At 70.4% G+C, this 17816-nt stretch carries 18 protein-coding genes; 8 read left to right on the forward strand and 10 right to left on the reverse strand.

Going from position 1 to position 17816, the window contains the following annotated elements; all coding sequences use genetic code 11:
* Positions 1-54: 54 nt before the first annotated feature.
* On the reverse strand, positions 55-1257 hold the full coding sequence (locus AC07FA_RS09625) for a sensor histidine kinase (RefSeq protein WP_479074337.1): 1203 nt from the start codon (positions 1255-1257) through the stop codon (positions 55-57).
* 96 nt (positions 1258-1353) lie between these two features.
* Between AC07FA_RS09625 and AC07FA_RS09630 the strand changes: the two genes are divergently transcribed.
* Both AC07FA_RS09630 and AC07FA_RS09635 read left to right on the forward strand, forming a co-directional pair.
* The gene (locus AC07FA_RS09630) at positions 1354-2334 is read left to right on the forward strand and encodes an SAM-dependent methyltransferase (protein ID WP_479074338.1); all 981 of its coding nucleotides are present in this window, start codon (positions 1354-1356) and stop codon (positions 2332-2334) included.
* A 111-nt stretch (positions 2335-2445) separates the two neighbouring features.
* Positions 2446-3588, forward strand: coding sequence for an NADH-quinone oxidoreductase subunit D (locus AC07FA_RS09635; RefSeq protein WP_479074340.1), 1143 nt, complete (start codon positions 2446-2448; stop codon positions 3586-3588).
* An 18-nt stretch (positions 3589-3606) separates the two neighbouring features.
* Here the strand turns inward: AC07FA_RS09635 and AC07FA_RS09640 are convergent, their stop codons facing one another.
* The 4 genes from AC07FA_RS09640 to AC07FA_RS09655 all read right to left on the reverse strand — a co-directional run bounded on the left by AC07FA_RS09640 (position 3607) and on the right by AC07FA_RS09655 (position 7166).
* Positions 3607-4638 (reverse strand): hypothetical protein, encoded by a 1032-nt coding sequence (locus AC07FA_RS09640; RefSeq protein WP_479074341.1) that lies wholly within the window; start codon positions 4636-4638, stop codon positions 3607-3609.
* A gap of 103 nt (positions 4639-4741) precedes the next feature.
* Positions 4742-5722: an ABC transporter substrate-binding protein gene (locus AC07FA_RS09645; RefSeq protein ID WP_479074342.1), complete on the reverse strand. Its 981-nt coding sequence runs from the start codon at positions 5720-5722 to the stop codon at positions 4742-4744.
* Positions 5723-5768: 46 nt separating this feature from the next.
* Positions 5769-6443: an ABC transporter permease gene (locus tag AC07FA_RS09650; protein ID WP_479074344.1), complete on the reverse strand. Its 675-nt coding sequence runs from the start codon at positions 6441-6443 to the stop codon at positions 5769-5771.
* A 3-nt stretch (positions 6444-6446) separates the two neighbouring features.
* Positions 6447-7166: an ABC transporter permease gene (locus AC07FA_RS09655; protein WP_479074345.1), complete on the reverse strand. Its 720-nt coding sequence runs from the start codon at positions 7164-7166 to the stop codon at positions 6447-6449.
* A 142-nt stretch (positions 7167-7308) separates the two neighbouring features.
* On the opposite strand from AC07FA_RS09655, the gene AC07FA_RS09660 reads away from it, so the two are divergent.
* The 6 genes from AC07FA_RS09660 (at position 7309) to AC07FA_RS09685 (ending at position 11633) form a co-directional block, all read left to right on the forward strand.
* Positions 7309-8493, forward strand: a complete 1185-nt coding sequence (locus AC07FA_RS09660) for an ABC transporter ATP-binding protein (RefSeq protein ID WP_479074346.1) — start codon at positions 7309-7311, stop codon at positions 8491-8493.
* An 83-nt stretch (positions 8494-8576) separates the two neighbouring features.
* Positions 8577-9437, forward strand: a complete 861-nt coding sequence (gene folP / locus AC07FA_RS09665; protein ID WP_479074348.1) for a dihydropteroate synthase — start codon at positions 8577-8579, stop codon at positions 9435-9437.
* Entirely contained in the window at positions 9434-9916 is a 483-nt protein-coding gene (locus AC07FA_RS09670) for a nuclear transport factor 2 family protein (protein WP_479074349.1), read from the forward strand. Before folP ends, AC07FA_RS09670 begins: the two co-directional genes overlap by 4 nt.
* A gap of 189 nt (positions 9917-10105) precedes the next feature.
* Positions 10106-10465, forward strand: a complete 360-nt coding sequence (gene folB, locus AC07FA_RS09675) for a dihydroneopterin aldolase (protein WP_328910881.1) — start codon at positions 10106-10108, stop codon at positions 10463-10465.
* Positions 10462-11073 carry a 2-amino-4-hydroxy-6-hydroxymethyldihydropteridine diphosphokinase gene (folK, locus tag AC07FA_RS09680; RefSeq protein ID WP_479074350.1) on the forward strand — a complete coding sequence of 204 codons (612 nt, stop codon included), beginning with the start codon at positions 10462-10464 and terminating at the stop codon, positions 11071-11073. The genes folB and folK overlap by 4 nt, the downstream gene beginning before the upstream one ends.
* Before the next feature lie 68 nt (positions 11074-11141).
* Positions 11142-11633: a DUF3180 domain-containing protein gene (locus AC07FA_RS09685; RefSeq protein ID WP_479074351.1), complete on the forward strand. Its 492-nt coding sequence runs from the start codon at positions 11142-11144 to the stop codon at positions 11631-11633.
* A gap of 104 nt (positions 11634-11737) precedes the next feature.
* On the opposite strand, the gene folE is transcribed toward AC07FA_RS09685, so the two are convergent.
* From folE to AC07FA_RS09710, 5 genes are all read right to left on the reverse strand, one after another.
* Positions 11738-12343 carry a GTP cyclohydrolase I FolE gene (gene folE, locus AC07FA_RS09690; protein ID WP_479074353.1) on the reverse strand — a complete coding sequence of 202 codons (606 nt, stop codon included), beginning with the start codon at positions 12341-12343 and terminating at the stop codon, positions 11738-11740.
* 162 nt (positions 12344-12505) lie between these two features.
* Positions 12506-14551: an ATP-dependent zinc metalloprotease FtsH gene (ftsH, locus tag AC07FA_RS09695; protein ID WP_479074354.1), complete on the reverse strand. Its 2046-nt coding sequence runs from the start codon at positions 14549-14551 to the stop codon at positions 12506-12508.
* Positions 14552-14767: 216 nt separating this feature from the next.
* Complete coding sequence (gene hpt / locus AC07FA_RS09700) at positions 14768-15307, reverse strand: hypoxanthine phosphoribosyltransferase (RefSeq protein ID WP_069756216.1); 540 nt, start codon at positions 15305-15307, stop codon at positions 14768-14770.
* A gap of 84 nt (positions 15308-15391) precedes the next feature.
* The gene (gene tilS / locus AC07FA_RS09705; RefSeq protein ID WP_479074356.1) at positions 15392-16480 is read right to left on the reverse strand and encodes a tRNA lysidine(34) synthetase TilS; all 1089 of its coding nucleotides are present in this window, start codon (positions 16478-16480) and stop codon (positions 15392-15394) included.
* A 189-nt stretch (positions 16481-16669) separates the two neighbouring features.
* Positions 16670-17806 carry a zinc-dependent metalloprotease gene (locus AC07FA_RS09710; protein ID WP_479074358.1) on the reverse strand — a complete coding sequence of 379 codons (1137 nt, stop codon included), beginning with the start codon at positions 17804-17806 and terminating at the stop codon, positions 16670-16672.
* Positions 17807-17816: the final 10 nt, after the last annotated feature.

Here is a 17816-nt window from a genome sequence, read left to right on the forward strand (position 1 = left end):
CTGTTCTCCTGGTCAGAGGGGGATTCGGGAATGGTGCTCATCAACCGCACACGTCTAATGGCCGGGCTTCAGTGGCAGCAGGGCGCTGATCCGGAACCCGCCGCCGGGGCGCGGCCCCGCGTCCAGCGTGCCGCCGACCATGCCGACCCGCTCCCGCATACCGATCATGCCGTGCCCGGCTCCGTCGGCGCCGCCGTCCTCGTACAGCTCGTGCGCCGCCCCCCGGCCGTCGTCCTCGACGAGGAGCCCGAGGCCGTCGTCGAAGTAGACCAGCCGCACGCTGGCGCCCGCGTCGGGACCGCCGTGCTTGCGGGTGTTGGTGAGGGCTTCCTGCACGATGCGGTACGCGGTCAGCTCCACCCCGCTGGGCAGGGGGCGCGGAGTCCCCTCGATCTTGAAGTCCACCGCGAGGCCGGTCTGCCGGACCTGCTCGATCAGGTCCTCGATCTGTCCGACGTCGGGCTGCGGTACGTACTCCCCGCTCTCCGGGGCATCGCCGGTGCGCAGCACCCCGAGCAGCCTGCGCATCTCGGCGAGCGCCTGGCGGCCGGTGCTCGAAATGGTCTCCAGCGCCTGCCTCGCCTGATCCGGGGCCGCGTCCATGACGTACGCGGCGCCGTCGGCCTGGACCACCATCACGGAGACGTTGTGGGCGACGACGTCGTGCAGCTCGCGGGCGATCCTGGCGCGTTCGGCGGCCACCGCGACCTTCGACTGCGCCTCGCGCTCCCGCTCCAGCCGGGCGGCACGCTCCTCCAGCTGGTCGAAGTAGGCCCGGCGGGTCCGCATCGAGTCGCCGAGCACCCAGGCGAGCACGAAAGGCACCGTCATGACGACCACGACGAAGACGGACTGGGCCCAGTGCTCCGGGGCCCCCTCCGGCCATCGGAGCTGCGAGAGGCCCGCCGCGACGAGGCTGCACGCCAGGGCCAGCCGGGACGCCCAGCGTTCCCCGACGGTGGCCACCGTGAACGTGATGACGAGCAGGGCGAAGTCCGCGATGCCCGGCCTGACGTCCGCGGCGAGTTGCGCGAGGCCCATCGCGACGGCGAGCAGCAGCATCTTCTCGGGTGCGCGCCGACGCAGCGCGACGACCGTGCACAGACCGAGCACGATCGGCACCGCAAGCGCGCGCTCCCGGCCGTGGCCGTACTGGCCCGCCACGAGCGACACGCCGGAGAGCCCGAGGAGGAAGACAGCCCAGAAACTGTCGACGCCCGTCGGGTGTCTGCGGATGAAGTCGTAGAGGCGCTGCACGTAACCCAGCGTAGGGATAGCAGATCGGTGCCCGGGTCAGCCGAAGGGCCGATCCAGGTCCTGGGACCGTACTCCCCAAGGTGGAGACTTGCCTACGTGACGGATGAGTGGTGCGGGTGGCGGGAAGCGGCTGAGACCGCTTTGTACGGGGACGAGGGCTTTTATCGCAGGCCGGAAGGGCCCGCGGGACATTTCCGTACGTCGGTGCACGCCTCCCCGCTGTTCGCCGCCGCCGTCGCCCGGCTGCTGGCCGGGACGGCGCGGGAGCTGGACACGGACGAGGTCGCCCTGGTGGACGTGGGCGCGGGCCGGGGTGAGCTGCTGACGGGGGTGCTCGCGGCGGTGCCCGCGGGGCTGAAGGTGCGGGCGTACGCGGTGGAGATCGCCGGGCGTCCGCCCGGTCTCGATCCCCGGATCGAGTGGTGCGCCGAGCCTCCGCCCGGGGTGACCGGGCTGCTGTTCGCCAACGAATGGCTGGACAACGTCCCGACGGAGATCGCGGAGGCCGATGCCGACGGGGTGGCCCGCTACGTCCTCGTCCGGCGGGCGGACGGCGCTGAGCGGCTGGGCGGCCCGGTGAGCGGGGCGGACGCCGAGTGGCTGCGGCGCTGGTGGCCGCTGACGCGCCCCGGCGACCGCGCGGAGATCGGCCGGCCGCGCGACGAGGTGTGGGCGGGGGCGGTCGCGTCGCTGGCCGGGGGGCTGGCGGTGGCGGTCGACTACGCGCACGTACGGGACGCGAGGCCGCCGTACGGAACGCTGACCGGTTTCCGGGCGGGCCGCGAGGTGCGCCCGGTGCCGGACGGCAGCTGCGACCTCACCTCCCATGTGGCGCTGGACGCGTGCGCGGAGGCGGGGAGCGCCGCGGCCGGCCTGCCGGCAGACGTGCGGGACCAGCGTGCGGCGCTGCGGGAGCTGGGTGTCAGCGGTGAGCGGCCGCCGCTCTCCCTGGCGTCGGCCGATCCCGCCGGGTACGTCCGGGCGCTCTCCGCTTCGGGCGAGGCGGCCGAGCTCACGGCGCGGGGCGGGCTGGGCGATTTCGGCTGGCTGTCGCAACGGGTGCCGGCGCGCGCGTAGGGCGTACGGCGGGGGTGGAGTCCGAGCCCGCCCGGCGCCCTTGCGCCCGTCCGGTGTCCGAGGAGCGGGGTCCGGGGCGGAGTCCTGGGCACCCGGGGGATACTGTCCGGCATGACGGAGACGACGGTCGGCATCGGCGGCGCGGCAGAGAGCACCGACATGGTGCTCAACATCGGCCCCCAGCATCCCTCGACCCACGGGGTGCTCCGCCTGCGGCTCGTCCTCGACGGCGAACGCATCCAGCACGCCGAGCCGGTCATCGGCTATATGCACCGCGGCGCCGAGAAGCTCTTCGAGGCCCGCGACTACCGGCAGATCGTGATGCTCGCCAACCGCCACGACTGGCTTTCGGCGTTCTCCAACGAGCTGGGTGTCGTCATGGCCGTCGAGCGCATGCTCGGCATGGAGGTCCCCGAGCGAGCCGTGTGGACGCGGACCCTGCTCGCCGAGCTGAACCGGGTCCTGAACCACCTGATGTTCCTCGGCTCCTACCCCCTCGAACTGGGCGGCATCACGCCCATGTTCCACGCGTTCCGCGAGCGCGAGGAACTCCAGGCCGTGATGGAGGAAGTCTCCGGCGGCCGGATGCACTACATGTTCAACCGGGTCGGCGGGCTGAAGGAGGACCTTCCCGCGGGCTGGCTCGGCCGCGCGCGGGACGCGATCGCCTCCGTGCGGTCCCGGATGGACGTGTACGACAAGCTGGTGCTGGGCAACGAGATCTTCCGGGCCCGTACCCGCGGGGTGGGGGTGCTCTCCGCCGAGGCCGTGCACGCCTACGGGGTGTCCGGGCCGATCGCCCGCGCCTCCGGAGTCGACTTCGACCTGCGGCGCGACGAGCCGTATCTCGCGTACGGAGAGCTTCAGGACACGCTCAAGGTCGTCACCGCCACCGAGGGCGACTGCCTGGCGCGGTTCGAATGCCTGCTGGGCCAGACGCACAACTCGCTGGATCTCGCGGACGCCTGCCTGGACCGGATGGCCGACCTGGCGCCGGGGCCGATCAACCAGCGGCTGCCCAAGGTGCTGAAGGCGCCGGAGGGCCACACCTACGCGTGGACCGAGAACCCGCTCGGCATCAACGGCTACTACCTGGTGTCCAAGGGCGAGAAGACCCCGTACCGGCTGAAGCTCCGCTCCGCCTCGTTCAACAACATCCAGGCCCTCACCGAGCTGTTGCCCGGCACCCTGGTCGCCGACATGGTGGCCATCCTCGGATCGCTCTTCTTCGTCGTCGGCGACATCGACAAGTAGCGGGCGGCCCTGCGCGGCCTACGAGGAAATCGCGCTGCGCAGTCCGGCGAGGTCCAGCTGCTCGGTCTCGTCGTGCGCGGTGAGGTCGATGACCTTGCCCACGGCGCGGTTCTCCGCCGTGCCCGTCCGGTGGGCGGCGAGGGCTTCCTCGCCCACCACGTCGGCCAGGTCCTCGTTCTGTACGGCCTCGATCGCGGCGTTCGTCTTCTGCGTACCGAAGAAGTCGAAGCTGCCCTGCGGGACGAGGTGGCGGCGCGCGGCCGCGTACGGAACGACGGCCGAGGCGGCCGGGACCGGGCGCGGAGCCTGTACGGGTACGGGCGAGAGCTGTGGGGCCGGCAGGGCGGACGACGGGCGGCGGTGCTGGTGGCCGCCCGTCCCCGCGGCCGCCGCGTGCTTCCCCTTCGGGCCCTCCGCCTCCGTGTCCCGTGTCCGGGTCCGCTCGGCGACGTCGCGCTGCCTGGCCTGTTCGGCGGTGCGGCGCGCTTCCTGGAGCGCTGCGTTGCGTGAGAGGTCCCGCAGCGCGTGGGCGGCACGGAGATACGCACCCGGGGTGGGCGTGGAGCGCGCGCTCGGCAACTCCTTCGGCGTGGAGGCCGCTTCGAGCGCCAGCTGCCTGCGGCCCTCCAGCGCGGTGGCCCGCTCGGTCTCGGCGTTCGCGTACCGGCGCAGCAGCGCGGCGTGTTCGCCCCGCAGACCGGCGAGCTCCACGCGCTTGCGGCGCAGCTTCGTCTCCAGCCGGGTGCGCAGTTCGCGCGATTCCTCGAGGTCGGCCTCGAGCTCGGCTATGCGCTCCTCGGTCTTCCACTCGTCGCTGGCGCGGGCGCGGGTCAGTTCCGCGACGCGCAGGCCGGCGGCCCGGTCCCAGCTGCGCATCAGATACGCGCCGGAGACGGCGGCCGCCGCCGTGGCGGCCACCAGACCGCGCAGCGCGAGGGGTTCGGCGAGCAGCCAGGCGCCGGCGGCACAGACGACCGACACTCCGGCCACCAGAGAAGGCGGCAGGATTCTGTGCAGGGGTGGCGAATGGCGGTGACGTCCACGTGGCATGGCTCGAAATTTACCGTGCGTACGGGTTACTTGGGAGGCCGCCCGGCAATCTGTTCCCCGCCGGTTACCTGACGGCCTCCCGAAGTACCCGATTCACCGCTCTCTACTTCTTGACCAAGCCTTTCGCCCGGAGATACTCCTTGGCCACATCGGCGGGCTTGGCACGCTCGGCGTCGACCTTGCGGTTCAGTTCGGCGAGGTCCTGCGTGGTGAGTGCCCCGGTGAGCTTCCCGAGCGCGTCGGCAATGTCCTGCGCGCCCGCGTCCTTGGCATTGAGCACCGGCAGGACGTTGTCGGCGTTCTGCAGCTTCTTGTCGTCCTCCAGGAACACCAGGCCGTAACTGTCCAGCACGGCGTCCGTGGTGGTCGTCAGAACCAGCTGGTCCTTGCCGTCCTTGACGGCCTGCTTCGACTGCGGAGTGCCGACGCCCTTGGGGTCGATGCCGATGACATCAATGCCGTACGTCTTCTTCAGACCCGGAGCGCAGAACGGCCGGACCTCGCACTCGTCACCGGCGGCGATCTTCACCTTGATCTTCGACCTGCCGAGGTCCGAAAGGGTCGTGAGGCTGTTCTTCTCGGCGAATTCCTTCGTCACGGCGAACGCGTTCTGGTCGACCGCGTCGCCGGGCGGGAGCACCTTCAGACCGAGCGGGGTGGCGAGCTTCTCCAGACGGGCGACCGTGGCGGCGGCGTCTCCGGAGGCGACGGGCTTCTTCTCCGCCTCGCTCGCCCCGTTCACCTTGGCGTTGAGGAATTCCGCGATCGTCGCCGCGTATTCCGGTACGACGTCGATCTCGCCCTTCTCCAGCGAGGGTTCGTACAGCTCACGGTTCTTCACGGTGGTGATCGAGGTGCTGTATCCGGCGTCGCCGAGGACCTGTGCGTACAGCTCGGCGAGCACCTTGGACTCGGTGAACGACGCGGCGCCCACGACGAGCGAGCCCTTCTTGGAGCCCGAGCCCGACGCGGCGTCCGAACCGCTCTTCTCCTTCTCCAGGCTGTCGCCGCCGCACGCGGCGAGCGACCCGGCCAGCGCGACCATTCCGATGACCGCACCCGCTATGCGCGAGGTCCTGCTCATGATGTTCTCCGTCCACAGCGAAAAGGTGACAAACAGCTGCACAGCATCAGGCACTCCGCCGGCGGCGCAGGGGCGACAGCAGCCGGTCCAGCGCCATCAGCGACCCCTCCACCACCAGGGCGAGCCCGGCGACCAGCACCGCGCCCGCGAAGACCTGTGCGGTGTCGTACGTGTTGAATCCGGCGGTGATGATCCGGCCCAGGCCGCCGAGCCCGACCATCGCCGCGATGGAGGCGGTGGCCACCACCTGGACGGCGGCGGAGCGGAGCCCGGTCATGATCAGGGGGTAGGCGAGCGGAAGCTCGACCCGTGCGAAGAGCTGGGGGCCGGACATCCCCATGCCTCTCGCCGCCTCGACCACGGACCGGTCGACCTCCGTCATCCCGACGTAGGCGTTGGTGAGGAGCGGCGGCACGGCGAACAGCACCAGCGCGATGATCGTGGGCCAGTAGCCGGTGTTGCGCAGCGGCGTCAGCATGAAGAGGGCCAGCACCGCGAAGACGGGTACGGCACGCCCCACGTTGGAGATGTTGACCGCGAGCGCGCCTCCCTTGCCGAGGTGGCCGAGATACAGCGCGAGCGGCAGGGCGATGGCACAGGCCAGCGCGAGCGCCACCCCGCTGACGTACAGATGCTCGCCCAGCCGGTGCGCCGCTCCGCTCTCCCCCGACCAGTTGGACCCGGTGGTGAGCCAGGTCCAGGCGTCGCCGATGACTCCCACGGATCAGCCCGCCTCCACCTTCGCGACCGGGGGCCCGCCCCCGGGGCCGGTCGTCGCACGTATTCGGGTCCAGGGCGTCAGCAGTCGCTGCACGCCGAGCAGCAGCAGGTCGGCGGCGACCGCGAGCAGTACGCAGAGCACCGACGCGGTCAGTACCTGGGCCTTGAAGAGGCTCGGCAGGGCGTCCTCGATGAGATTGCCGAGGCCCCCCTTGCCGACGAGCGAACCCACCGTCGTCAGTGCGACCGTCGAGACTGTGGCTATCCGCAGGCCCGCCATCAGCGCGGGCAGCGCCAGGGGGAGTTCGACCTCCCACAGCAGCCGCGCCGGGCCGTACCCCATGCCCTTCGCGGCGTCCTTCGCCTCCTGCGGCACCGCTTCGAGTCCCGCCAGGATGTTCCGTACGAGAATGGTCAGCGAGTAGAGCACCAGGCCGGTGACGACCAGGGCCGCCGACAGACCGAACAGCGGCAGCAGCAGGGAGAACATCGCCAGCGACGGCACGGTGTAGAGCACGGTCGTCAGCCCCAGCACCGGCCCCGCGAAGTGCCGGCCGCGGCGGGCCAGGAGCGCCAGCGGGAAGGCCACGGCCAGCCCGATCAGCACCGAAACGGCGGTGATCCAGATGTGCTGGACGGTCGCGTCGGTCAACTCCTGGCTGCGGGAACGCAGATACTCGCCGCAGATCCAGTCGTTCGCCACGAGGCAGTTCTCTCCGGCCACCCGTCCCCACCCCCTGATTTACCGTCGCGCTTCTTGTACCGAACTGATGTCTGGCGACCCTATCCTCGACCACTGACAATCGCCGAGGCCGTCGCATTCCGGCAACACGGCCTTCACAGAACGCGCGTCACAATGGGGAACCATGATCCGTTTCGAGCACGTCACCAAGCGGTACGCCGACGGCACCACCGCCGTCGACGACCTTTCCTTCGAGGTCGGCGAGGGTGAACTGGTCACGCTCGTCGGACCTTCCGGCTGCGGCAAGACGACCACCATGAAGATGGTGAACCGGCTGATCGAACCGACCGAGGGACGGATATTCCTCGACGGGGACGACATATCCGCCATCGACCCCGTCCAACTCCGGCGGCGCATCGGCTATGTGATCCAGCAGGTCGGTCTCTTCCCGCACCGGACCGTGCTGGAGAACACCGCCACCGTCCCCCATCTGCTGGGCTGGAAACGCGGAAAGGGCCGCGAGCGGGCGGCGGAACTCCTCGATCTCGTCGGACTCGATCCTTCCGTTTATGGTGACCGCTATCCCGAACAGCTCTCCGGCGGTCAGCGCCAACGCGTCGGCGTCGCCCGAGCCCTGGCCGCCGACCCGCCCGTACTGCTGATGGATGAACCTTTCGGCGCGGTCGACCCCGTCGTACGGGAACATCTCCAGAACGAATTCCTGAAGCTCCAGGCACAGGTCCGCAAAACCGTCCTGTTCGTCACCCACGACATCGAGGAAGCCGTCCGGCTCGGCGACCGGATCGCCGTGTACGGGCAGGGCCGCATCGAGCAGTTCGACTCCCCCGCCACCGTCCTCGGCGCCCCCGCGACCCCGTACGTCGCGGACTTCGTCGGCGCCGACCGCGGACTGAAGCGGCTCTCCGTCACCCCCATCGAGGAGAGCGACCTCGACCAGCCGCCGGTGGTCCACCTCGACGACCCCCTCGCGCAGGCGACCGAGCGGCTGCGCGCCGAGGGAGCGCGCTGGGCCGTGGTGCTCGACCGGGAGGACAATCTGCATGGCTGGATCCCGGTCGGCGACGCCACGGCCGCCTCGAAGGGCACGGTCCGCGAACACGCCCGCCGAATGGAGGCATGGCTCCCCCTCGGCGCGCCGCTCAAGCAGGCCTTCGCCACGATGCTCCAGCACGACGCGGGCTGGATCGCGGTGATCGACAAGGAGAGCACCGGCCGCTTCCTGGGCGTCCTCACCCCTGCCCGCCTCCACGAGGCCCTGCGCCGCTCGATCGACGCGGACGCCCAGGACGTGCCGCGCGCCGCCGTCGCCGTGGAGACCGTGGCGAGCGTGACCACGGCGGCCCCGTGACCGCACCGGTCCGCTCCCGCCGCGCCCGGAGCGCGGGGGGCCGCACGGCGCGACGGGTCTCCCGGCGGGCCTACGCTGGGCGTATGAGTACGTTGCGCGGGCGCGGCACGGTGCAGGACCTGCCGGAGTGGGACCGCTGTGCGGTCATGGGAGTCGTCAATGTGACGCCCGACTCCTTCTCCGACGGAGGCCGGTGGTTCGACACCACGGCGGCGATCAAGCACGGCCTCGTGCTGGCCGGCGAGGGCGCCGACCTGATCGACGTCGGCGGCGAGTCGACCCGCCCCGGTGCCAGCCGGGTGGACGAGTCCGAGGAGCTGCGGCGCGTGGTCCCGGTCGTGCGGGGACTGGCCTCCGAGGGGGTCACGGTCTCCGTCGACACCATGCGGGCCCGCGTCGCGGAGCAGGCCGTCGCCGCCGGTGCGGCGCTCGTCAACGACGTGAGCGGCGGCCTCGCCGACCCGGACATGGTCCCGGTCGTCGCCGCCGCGGACGTGCCCTTCGTCGTCATGCACTGGCGCGGCTTCAGCGAGTCCATGAACAGCAGAGCGGTGTACGGGGACGTCGTCGCCGAGGTCCTCGCGGAACTGCGCGCACGGATGGACGCCGTGATCGCGGGCGGGGTGTCCCCCGAACGGCTCGTGATCGACCCCGGCCTCGGATTCGCCAAGGACGCCTCCCACGACCTCTCGCTCGTCGCGCACCTCGACGCGCTGCACGCACTGGGCCGCCCCCTGCTCGTCGCCGCCTCCCGCAAGCGGTTCCTCGGTCACGTCCTGGCCGGCGAGGGAGCCGCCCCGCCGCCCGCCCGCGAACGCGACGCCGCCACGGCCGCGATCTCCGCCCTGTCCGCCCAGGCGGGCGCGTGGGCGGTACGGGTGCACGAGGTACGGGCCACCGCCGACGCCGTACGGGTCGCCCGCGCCATCGAGGGAGCGGCGTGAGCGGGCCGCAGGACGAGCACGCGGAGGCGGCCGCGGACATCGAGGCCGTCGAACAGGCCAACACCGCGTTCTACGAGGCGATGGAGCGCGGTGACTTCGACACGCTCTCCGGTCTCTGGCTGCCGGGCGAGGACCTGACCGTCTCCTGCGTCCACCCGGGGTGGCCGGTGCTCACCGGGCGCGGCGAGGTGCTGCGCAGCTATGCGCTGATCATGGCGAACACGGAGTACATCCAGTTCTTCCTGACCGATGTCGGCGTCTCGATGACCGGCGACACCGCGCTCGTGACCTGCACCGAGAACATCCTCAGCGGCGGCCCGGCCGAGGACGGCAACGCGCTCGGCCCGCTCGTGGGCCAGCTCGTCGTCGCGACCAATGTGTTCCGCCGCACACCCGACGGCTGGAAGCTGTGGTCCCACCACGGTTCACCCGTACTGGCCGAAACCGGCGAGGAAGAGGACGAGGAAACACCCTCCTGAGTGGGTACGCCCTCGTCGGGGGTTGGGCCCCCGGGCCCGGGGTACAGGCGCCTACCAGCCCTCCGGGGTCCTGTCCGGAGCCCCGCGGGCGAGCACTGTCGGTGCTCGCAGGTAGATTCGAAAGTGGGCACTTCGCCGCCCGCACGCAGCCGGGTGTCCCAACGACCAACGACAGCAGGAGTGATTCGCGTGGATCGTGTCGCGCTGCGCGGCCTCAAGGCCCGTGGGCACCATGGTGTGTTTCCCAAGGAGCGGGAAGAGGGCCAGACGTTCATCGTCGACCTGGTGCTCGGTCTGGACACCCGGCCCGCGGCGGCCACCGATGACCTGACGAAGACCGTGCACTACGGGGTGGTCGCGGAGGAAGTCGTCGACGTGGTCAAGGGCGAACCGGTCGATCTGATCGAGACCCTCGCGGAACGCATCGCCCAGCAGTGCCTCAAGCACGAGGGCGTCCAGGAGGTCGAGGTGGTCGTCCACAAGCCGGACGCCCCGATCACCGTCCCGTTCGACGACGTGACCATCACCATCACCCGGAGCCGAGCATGACTGCATTTTCCACCGAGGGGCAGAGCGACCCGACCGTACAGCCGGTTCCCGCCGCCGTGGTCGAGCAGGTGGATGCCGCGGACATCACCCTCTCCAACCCGAAACGGGCGGTGATCTCCCTGGGCTCCAACCTCGGCAACCGCCTGGAGACCCTCCAGGGCGCCATCGACGCCCTGGAGGACACCCCCGGCCTCCGGGTCAAGGCGGTCTCCCCGGTGTACGAGACGGAGCCCTGGGGCGTCGCTCCCGGCTCCCAGCCCTCGTACTTCAACGCGGTGATCGTCGTGAAGACGACACTGCCCCCGTCCTCCCTGCTGGAGCGCGGCCAGGCCATCGAGGAGGCCTTCGACCGGGTCCGCGAGGAGCGCTGGGGCCCGCGCACCATCGACGTCGACATCGTGGCGTACGCGGACGTGGTCTCCGACGACCCGCAGCTCACCCTGCCCCACCCCCGTGCCCGTGAGCGGGCCTTCGTGCTCGCACCCTGGCACGACGTGGACCCCGAGGCCGAGCTCCCGGGCGCCGGTGCGGTCGCCGACCTGCTGACCGGAATCGGTGATGCGGGCGTACTTCCCCGGGCCGACCTGGAACTCCGTCTGCCCGAGTAGTCGTTAGGCTCGACGGACACCCACACAAGCACTCCACGGACACCCGGCGGCGAAGGGCGGCTCTCTCGGTGAAGCAACTACGGCTCGGAGTACTGGCCGGACTCTTCGCCGCCGCCGGCGTACTGTCCTGGGGCGCTGCGCGCCTCTGGGACTCCCTGGGGACGCTGCCGAGCGTCCCCCTGGCGGCGCCGGTGGTGCTCGCGGTCATCGCGGTGGTCCTGCTCGCGACGGCGCTCTCCATCCGCGCCCGCCTGCGGGCCCAGCGGGAGCGGCGGCCGGGCGCGAAGGGCGTCGAGCCGCTGATGGCGGCCCGCGCGGTCGTCTTCGGCCAGGCCAGCGCCCTCGTCACCGCCCTGGTCGCCGGGATGTACGGCGGCACGGGCGTCTTCCTGCTCGGCTCCCTCGACATCCCGCCCCGTCGCGAACAGGCCATCTACGCGGGCTTCGCGGTCCTGGCGGGCATCGCCGTCATCGCCGCCGCCCTGTTCCTGGAGCGCGTCTGCAAGCTCCCCGAGGACAAGGGCAAGGGCGAGAACGACCGGAACGCGGCGTCCGCCTAGTGCGCTGACCGGGCAGGCCCGCCGGGTCGTCCGGCCGCCGCTCGGTCCTCAAGGGCCGGCGGGCTTGATTCCCAAGCCCGCCGTCAGCCGTCGGTCGTCGGTCGTCAGCGGGCAATGATGAGGCTCATGGCCTCGGCGCGCGTCGCGGGGTCGCGGAGCTGGCCACGGACCGCCGAGGTGATCGTCTTCGCACCCGGCTTGCGGATGCCCCGCATCGACATGCACATGTGCTCGCACTCGATCACGACGATGACTCCGCGCGGCTCCAGGATCTCCATCAGCGAATCGGCGATCTGCGTGGTCAGCCGCTCCTGGACCTGCGGCCGCCGCGCGTAGACGTCGACCAGCCGCGCCAGCTTCGAGAGCCCGGTGATCTTGCCGGTGGTCGCCGGGATGTATCCGACGTGCGCGACCCCCCGGAACGGCACCAGATGGTGCTCACAGGTGCTGAACACCTCGATGTCCTTCACCAGCACCATCTCGTCGTGGCCCAGATCGAACGTCGTCGTCAGGACGTCCCCGGCCTCCTGGTACAGCCCGGCGAATATCTCCTTGTACGCACGCGCCACCCGCCCCGGCGTCTCGCGCAGGCCCTCGCGGTCCGGGTCCTCCCCGACCGCGATGAGCAGTTCGCGTACGGCGGCCTCGGCCCGCTTCTCGTCGAACTCGCCGATCGTGCCCTCGCCGTCCAGCGTCACCGGGTCGGTCATCTGTCCTCGTTCCTCGTGCTGTCGCGTGCGCGTGCTTCGCGCAAACCTCGCAGGCATACGAAAAAGCCGCGCCCCCACAGGCTAAAACCTGGGGGACGCGGCATCCATTCCGGGCCCGGTGGGACGCCCGTGACGGGGGCCACACCGGAGTCGGTACGGGGTCTAGCTCTCGGGGCGCTCGTCGGGAATCGACTCCGTCGCCGGGGTGATGTCCTTCGGGGCGATCTCCGCGGGGGTGGCCGAACCGTTGGCGGTGGTGACGCCGTTGGTGAGGGCCAGCTCCTTGGGAGAGAGGACCGGCGGCCGCGTCGACGGCGTGCGCCGCGAGGAACCGGTCCAGGCCGGGCGGGCCGGGCGCTTGACGATCGGAGCGAAGATCTCAGCGATCTGCTCCTTGCCGAGCGTCTCCTTCTCAAGGAGTTCGAGGACCAGGGCGTCGAGAATGTCGCGGTTCTCGACGAGGATTTCCCAGGCCTCGTTGTGCGCGGTCTCGATGAGCTTCTTGACTTCTTCGTCGACCAGCGCGGCGACCTCTTCCGAGTAGTCGCGCTGGTGGCCCATCTCGCGGCCCACGAACGGCTCGGTGTTGTCTCCACCGAACTTGATCGCGCCGAGCCGCTCCGTCATGCCGTACTGCGTCACCATCGCGCGGGCCGTGGCACTGGCCTTCTCGATGTCGTTCGCAGCGCCGGTGGTCGGGTCGTGGAAGACCAGTTCCTCGGCCGCGCGCCCGCCCAGCATGTACGCGAGCTGGTCGAGCATCTCGTTGCGCGTCGTGGAGTACTTGTCCTCTTCCGGGAGCACCATCGTGTAACCGAGGGCGCGGCCACGGGAGAGGATCGTGATCTTGTGGACCGGGTCCGACTGGGGAGAAGCCGCCGCGACCAGGGCGTGTCCGCCCTCGTGGTACGCGGTGATCTTCTTTTCCTTCTCGGACATGATCCGGGTCCGCTTCTGCGGACCCGCCACGACGCGGTCGATGGCCTCGTCGAGCATGGCGTTGTCGATCAGCTTCCGGTTGCTGCGCGCCGTGAGGAGCGCAGCTTCGTTCAGCACGTTCGCCAGGTCGGCACCGGTGAAGCCGGGGGTGCGGCGGGCGACGGCGTTGAGATCGACGTCCTTCGCTACCGGCTTGCCCTTCTGGTGCACCTTCAGGATCTCCAGACGGCCCAGCATGTCCGGGCGGTCGACCGCGATCTGCCGGTCGAAGCGTCCCGGGCGCAGCAGCGCCGGGTCGAGGATGTCCGGCCGGTTCGTGGCGGCGATCAGGATGACGCCGCCCTTCACGTCGAAGCCGTCCATCTCGACGAGCAGCTGGTTGAGAGTCTGCTCGCGCTCGTCGTGACCGCCGCCCATACCGGCACCGCGGTGCCGGCCAACGGCGTCGATCTCGTCGACGAAGACGATCGCCGGGGCGTTCGCCTTGGCCTGCTCGAAGAGGTCACGCACTCGGGAGGCACCGACACCGACGAACATCTCGACGAAGTCGGAACCGGAGATCGAGTAGAACGGGACGCCGGCCTCGCCTGCGACCGCGCGGGCGAGCAGCGTCTTGCCCGTACCGGGAGGCCCGTACAGCAGGACACCCTTGGGGATCTTGGCGCCGACGGCCTGGAACTTCGCCGGCTCCTGCAGGAACTCCTTGATCTCGTGGAGTTCCTCGACCGCCTCGTCCGACCCCGCCACGTCGGCGAACGTCGTCTTCGGCGTGTCCTTGGTGATCAGCTTCGCCTTGGACTTGCCGAACTGCATGACCTTGGAACCGCCGCCCTGCATCTGATTCATCAGAAACAGGAAGACGACCACGATCAGAACGAACGGCAGCAGCGAGAGGAGGATCGAGACGAACGGGGACTGCTTCGACGGCGAGACGGTGTAACCCTTCTCGATGTCACCGCTCTCGAACTTCTGCTGCAGGGTGTCCGCCAGCTCGACGCCTTGGTTGCCGATGTAGCTCGCCTGGAACTTGCTGCCGGACTCGCCCTCGAGCTTCTGGCCGTCCTTCAGCTCAATCTTGAGAATCTGTTCGTCACCGGTGGTCAGCTTGGCCTGCTCCACCTGGTTCTTGCTGATCGCCTGGATCACTTCGCCGGTGTCTACCGTCTTGTAGCCGCCCGACGAGCCGACGACCTGCATCAACACGACCACGGCGAGGACGGCCAGCACGATCCACATGACCGGCCCACGGAAGTATCGCTTCACGTCCATCCATACGGAGCGAAGTCGCCCCGTCCCTCCTGCCCGTAGGTAAATGCTGCTGTGAGAAAAGACTGTTCTTCGGACCGTACCCCAGCATTGTCACCCGCGACCGCCGGGGACGTCTGACAAATCCGCCTTCGAAGCTCCAACGGCGGGAAGCCGGTGAGGGTTCCCCACCGCCCGTCCGGGTTGGCCGGGCGGCCGGGCAGGGCAGGCGGCAGGGCGTCAGCCGCCGTAGACGTGCGGGGCGAGCGTGCCGACGAAGGGGAGGTTGCGGTACTTCTCCGCGTAGTCCAGCCCGTAGCCGACGACGAACTCGTTGGGAATGTCGAAGCCGATCCACTTCACGTCGATGGCGACCTTCGCGGCATCCGGCTTGCGCAGCAGGGTGCAGACCTCCAGCGACGCGGGTTCGCGCGAGCCCAGGTTGGACAGCAGCCACGACAGCGTCAGGCCCGAGTCGATGATGTCCTCGACGATCAGGACGTGCTTGCCCTTGATGTCGGTGTCCAGGTCCTTGAGGATGCGGACGACCCCGGAGGACTGGGTGCCCGCGCCGTACGAGGAGACGGCCATCCAGTCCATGGTGACGGGGGTGGACAGGGCGCGCGCCAGGTCCGCCATGACCATCACCGCGCCCTTGAGGACGCCGACGATGAGCAGGTCCCTGCCCGCGTACTCCGCGTCGATCTTCGCGGCCAGCTCCACGAGCTTCGCGTCGATCTCTTCCTTGGTGAGGAGCACCGACTGAAGGTCGGTGCCCATGTCCTTCTCGTTCACCCGCGTCTCTTTCTTAGCCCGCCGGTCCCGGAGTCGTGCCCCGGGCCGGCCGGCCGTTTCGCCTGCACTTCAGCCGCTTGCGCTACAGCTCTGCCGAATGACCAGTCTGCCACCCTGCCGCTGGGCTTCGACGCGGCCCGGCAGGTTGATGGCGCGCTGGCCGCGCCAGCCGGTGATGAGACGGTCGACTTCCTCGATATGACGGGCGAACAGCGACCCGGCGGGGGCACCGGCCTCGATCAGCGCCCGGCGCAGCACTCTGCGGCGCACGGCGGGCGGCAGGACGTAGAGCTTCGCGCACTCCAGCTGCCCCGCGTCGTCGCGTACGGAACGGTCCGCTTCGGCGGCCCAGGTGTCGAGGGCGTCGGCATCGTCGCGGGAGAGCTGGGCCGTACGGGCGAGCGCTTCGACGACACCCTTGCCGAGTGCCTTCTCCAGGGCGGGCAGGCCCTCGTGGCGGAGGCGGGAGCGGGTGTAGGCCGGATCGATGTTGTGGGGGTCGTCCCAGACGGGCAGCGACTGCACCAGACAGGCCTTGCGGGCGGTCTGCCGGTCGAGCTGGAGGAAGGGACGGCGGTAGCGGCCCGCGGGCCCGGAGGCGGCCGCCATCCCGGACAGGGAGCGGATGCCGGAGCCTCGGGCGAGGCCGAGCAGGACGGTTTCCGCCTGGTCGTCGCGGGTGTGGCCGAGCAGGACGGCGGCGGCGCCGTGGCGCTCGGCCGCCGCGTCCAGGGCCGCGTAGCGCGCGTCACGGGCGGCGGCTTCGGGGCCGCCGTCGCGGCCGACGTGCACGGAGACCGCTTCGACCGGGTCGAGGTCCATGGTGCCGAGCCGGGTGACGACCTCGGCGGCGCGCAGGGCCGACCCCGGCTGGAGGTTGTGGTCGATGGTGATTCCGCCCGCCCGGACGGCGAGTTTGCGGGACTCGAAGGCGAGGGCGGAGGCGAGCGCCATGGAATCGGCGCCGCCGGAGCATGCCACGAGCACGAGTGGGGTATCGGGCCGTTCGGGAAGTGCGGCGCGCTGCCTGCCGGCGCCCGCTTCGGCGAACTCGGCCCGGCCGGCCTTGTCGGTGTGGCGGTCGTATTCGGTGAGTACGTCGTGGAGTACGCGGCGAACCGCCAGGCGTATCGCCGCGACCGCAGGATGGGGACCCATGTCCGGTGCCCTTCGTGAAGTTTTTTCGGGGGGTGCCTCGAAGGGACAGAACGTGAGTCCCGTCACTCAGAGTGCGTCGATGGTGACAGAGCCAAGCTGTTCATCGAGCATCGCACGCCTTCCCATGCCCCTATGGTCCCTCGGATGGGTGATTGGAGGGGCATTCTTCGGCCTACGGGCGGGTCATGATCACGCCTCTGGCTTACGGTGCACCCTCGCGATCCAGTCCGCCGGCTTGGCGATCTCGGCCTTGGTCGGGAGGGTGTTGGGCGAGGTCCAGACCCGGTTGAAGCCGTCCATACCGACCTCGCCGACCACGGCGCTGACGAAGCGCTCTCCGTCGCGGTACTGACGGAGCTTGGCGTCGAGTCCCAGGAGCTTGCGCAGCGCCTGGTCGAGGCGGCCCGCGCCACGGGCCCTGCGCTGTTGGAACTTCTCCCGGATCTCGGCCACGGAGCCGACGACCTCGGGCCCCACCCCGTCCATCACGAAGTCCGCGTGTCCTTCGAGGAGGGACATCACCGCGGTGAGCCGGCCGAGGATCTCGCGCTGGGCCGGTGTCTGGACGATCTCGACGAGGCTGCGGCCCTCTTCCTCGCCCTCCTCGCCCTCGGGGCGGCCCGCGCCCGACAGCGACTGGGCGGCCTCGCGCAGGCGCTCCAGGACGGTCATCGGGTCGACGTCCGTCTCGTCCAGGAACGACTGGATCTCGCCCTTCAGATGGTCACGGAGCCAGGGCACACCGGTGAACTGGGTGCGGTGCGTCTCCTCGTGCAGCGCCACCCAGAGCCTGAAGTCATGGGGGTCCACTTCGAGTTCGCGCTCGACGTGGACGATGTTGGGGGCGACGAGCAGCAGCCGGCCGCCGCCCTTGGCGGACGCGGGGAGCTCGCGGGTGGCGGGGGCGAACGTCTCGTACTGCCCCAGCACCCGGGAGGCCAGGAACGACAGCAGCATGCCCAGCTCCACGCCGGTCACCTTGCCGCCGACCGCGCCGAGCACGGCACCGCCGGGGCCGCCGGGACGCCGGTCCTGCATCTTCTCCAGCAGGGGGCGGAGCAGTTCCCGGAAGCCGGCGACGTTGGCCTTGATCCAGCCGGCCCGGTCGACGACCAGGACCGGGGTGTCCTCCGGTTCGGCCCCGTCCGGGATCATCCGGGTGAAGGAACGGACATGCTCCTCCGAGGCCTTGGCATGCCGGCGGAGCTCCGCGACGACGGCGCGGGCCTCCTCGCGGCTGATCTCGGGCCCCGGCCGCACGAGCCGCGTCGCGGTCGCCACCGCGAGATTCCAGTCGACCATCTCGGCACCACCGATGCTCGTCATGCGTCAACCG

Source organism: Streptomyces sp. NPDC045968 (genome assembly GCF_056430475.1).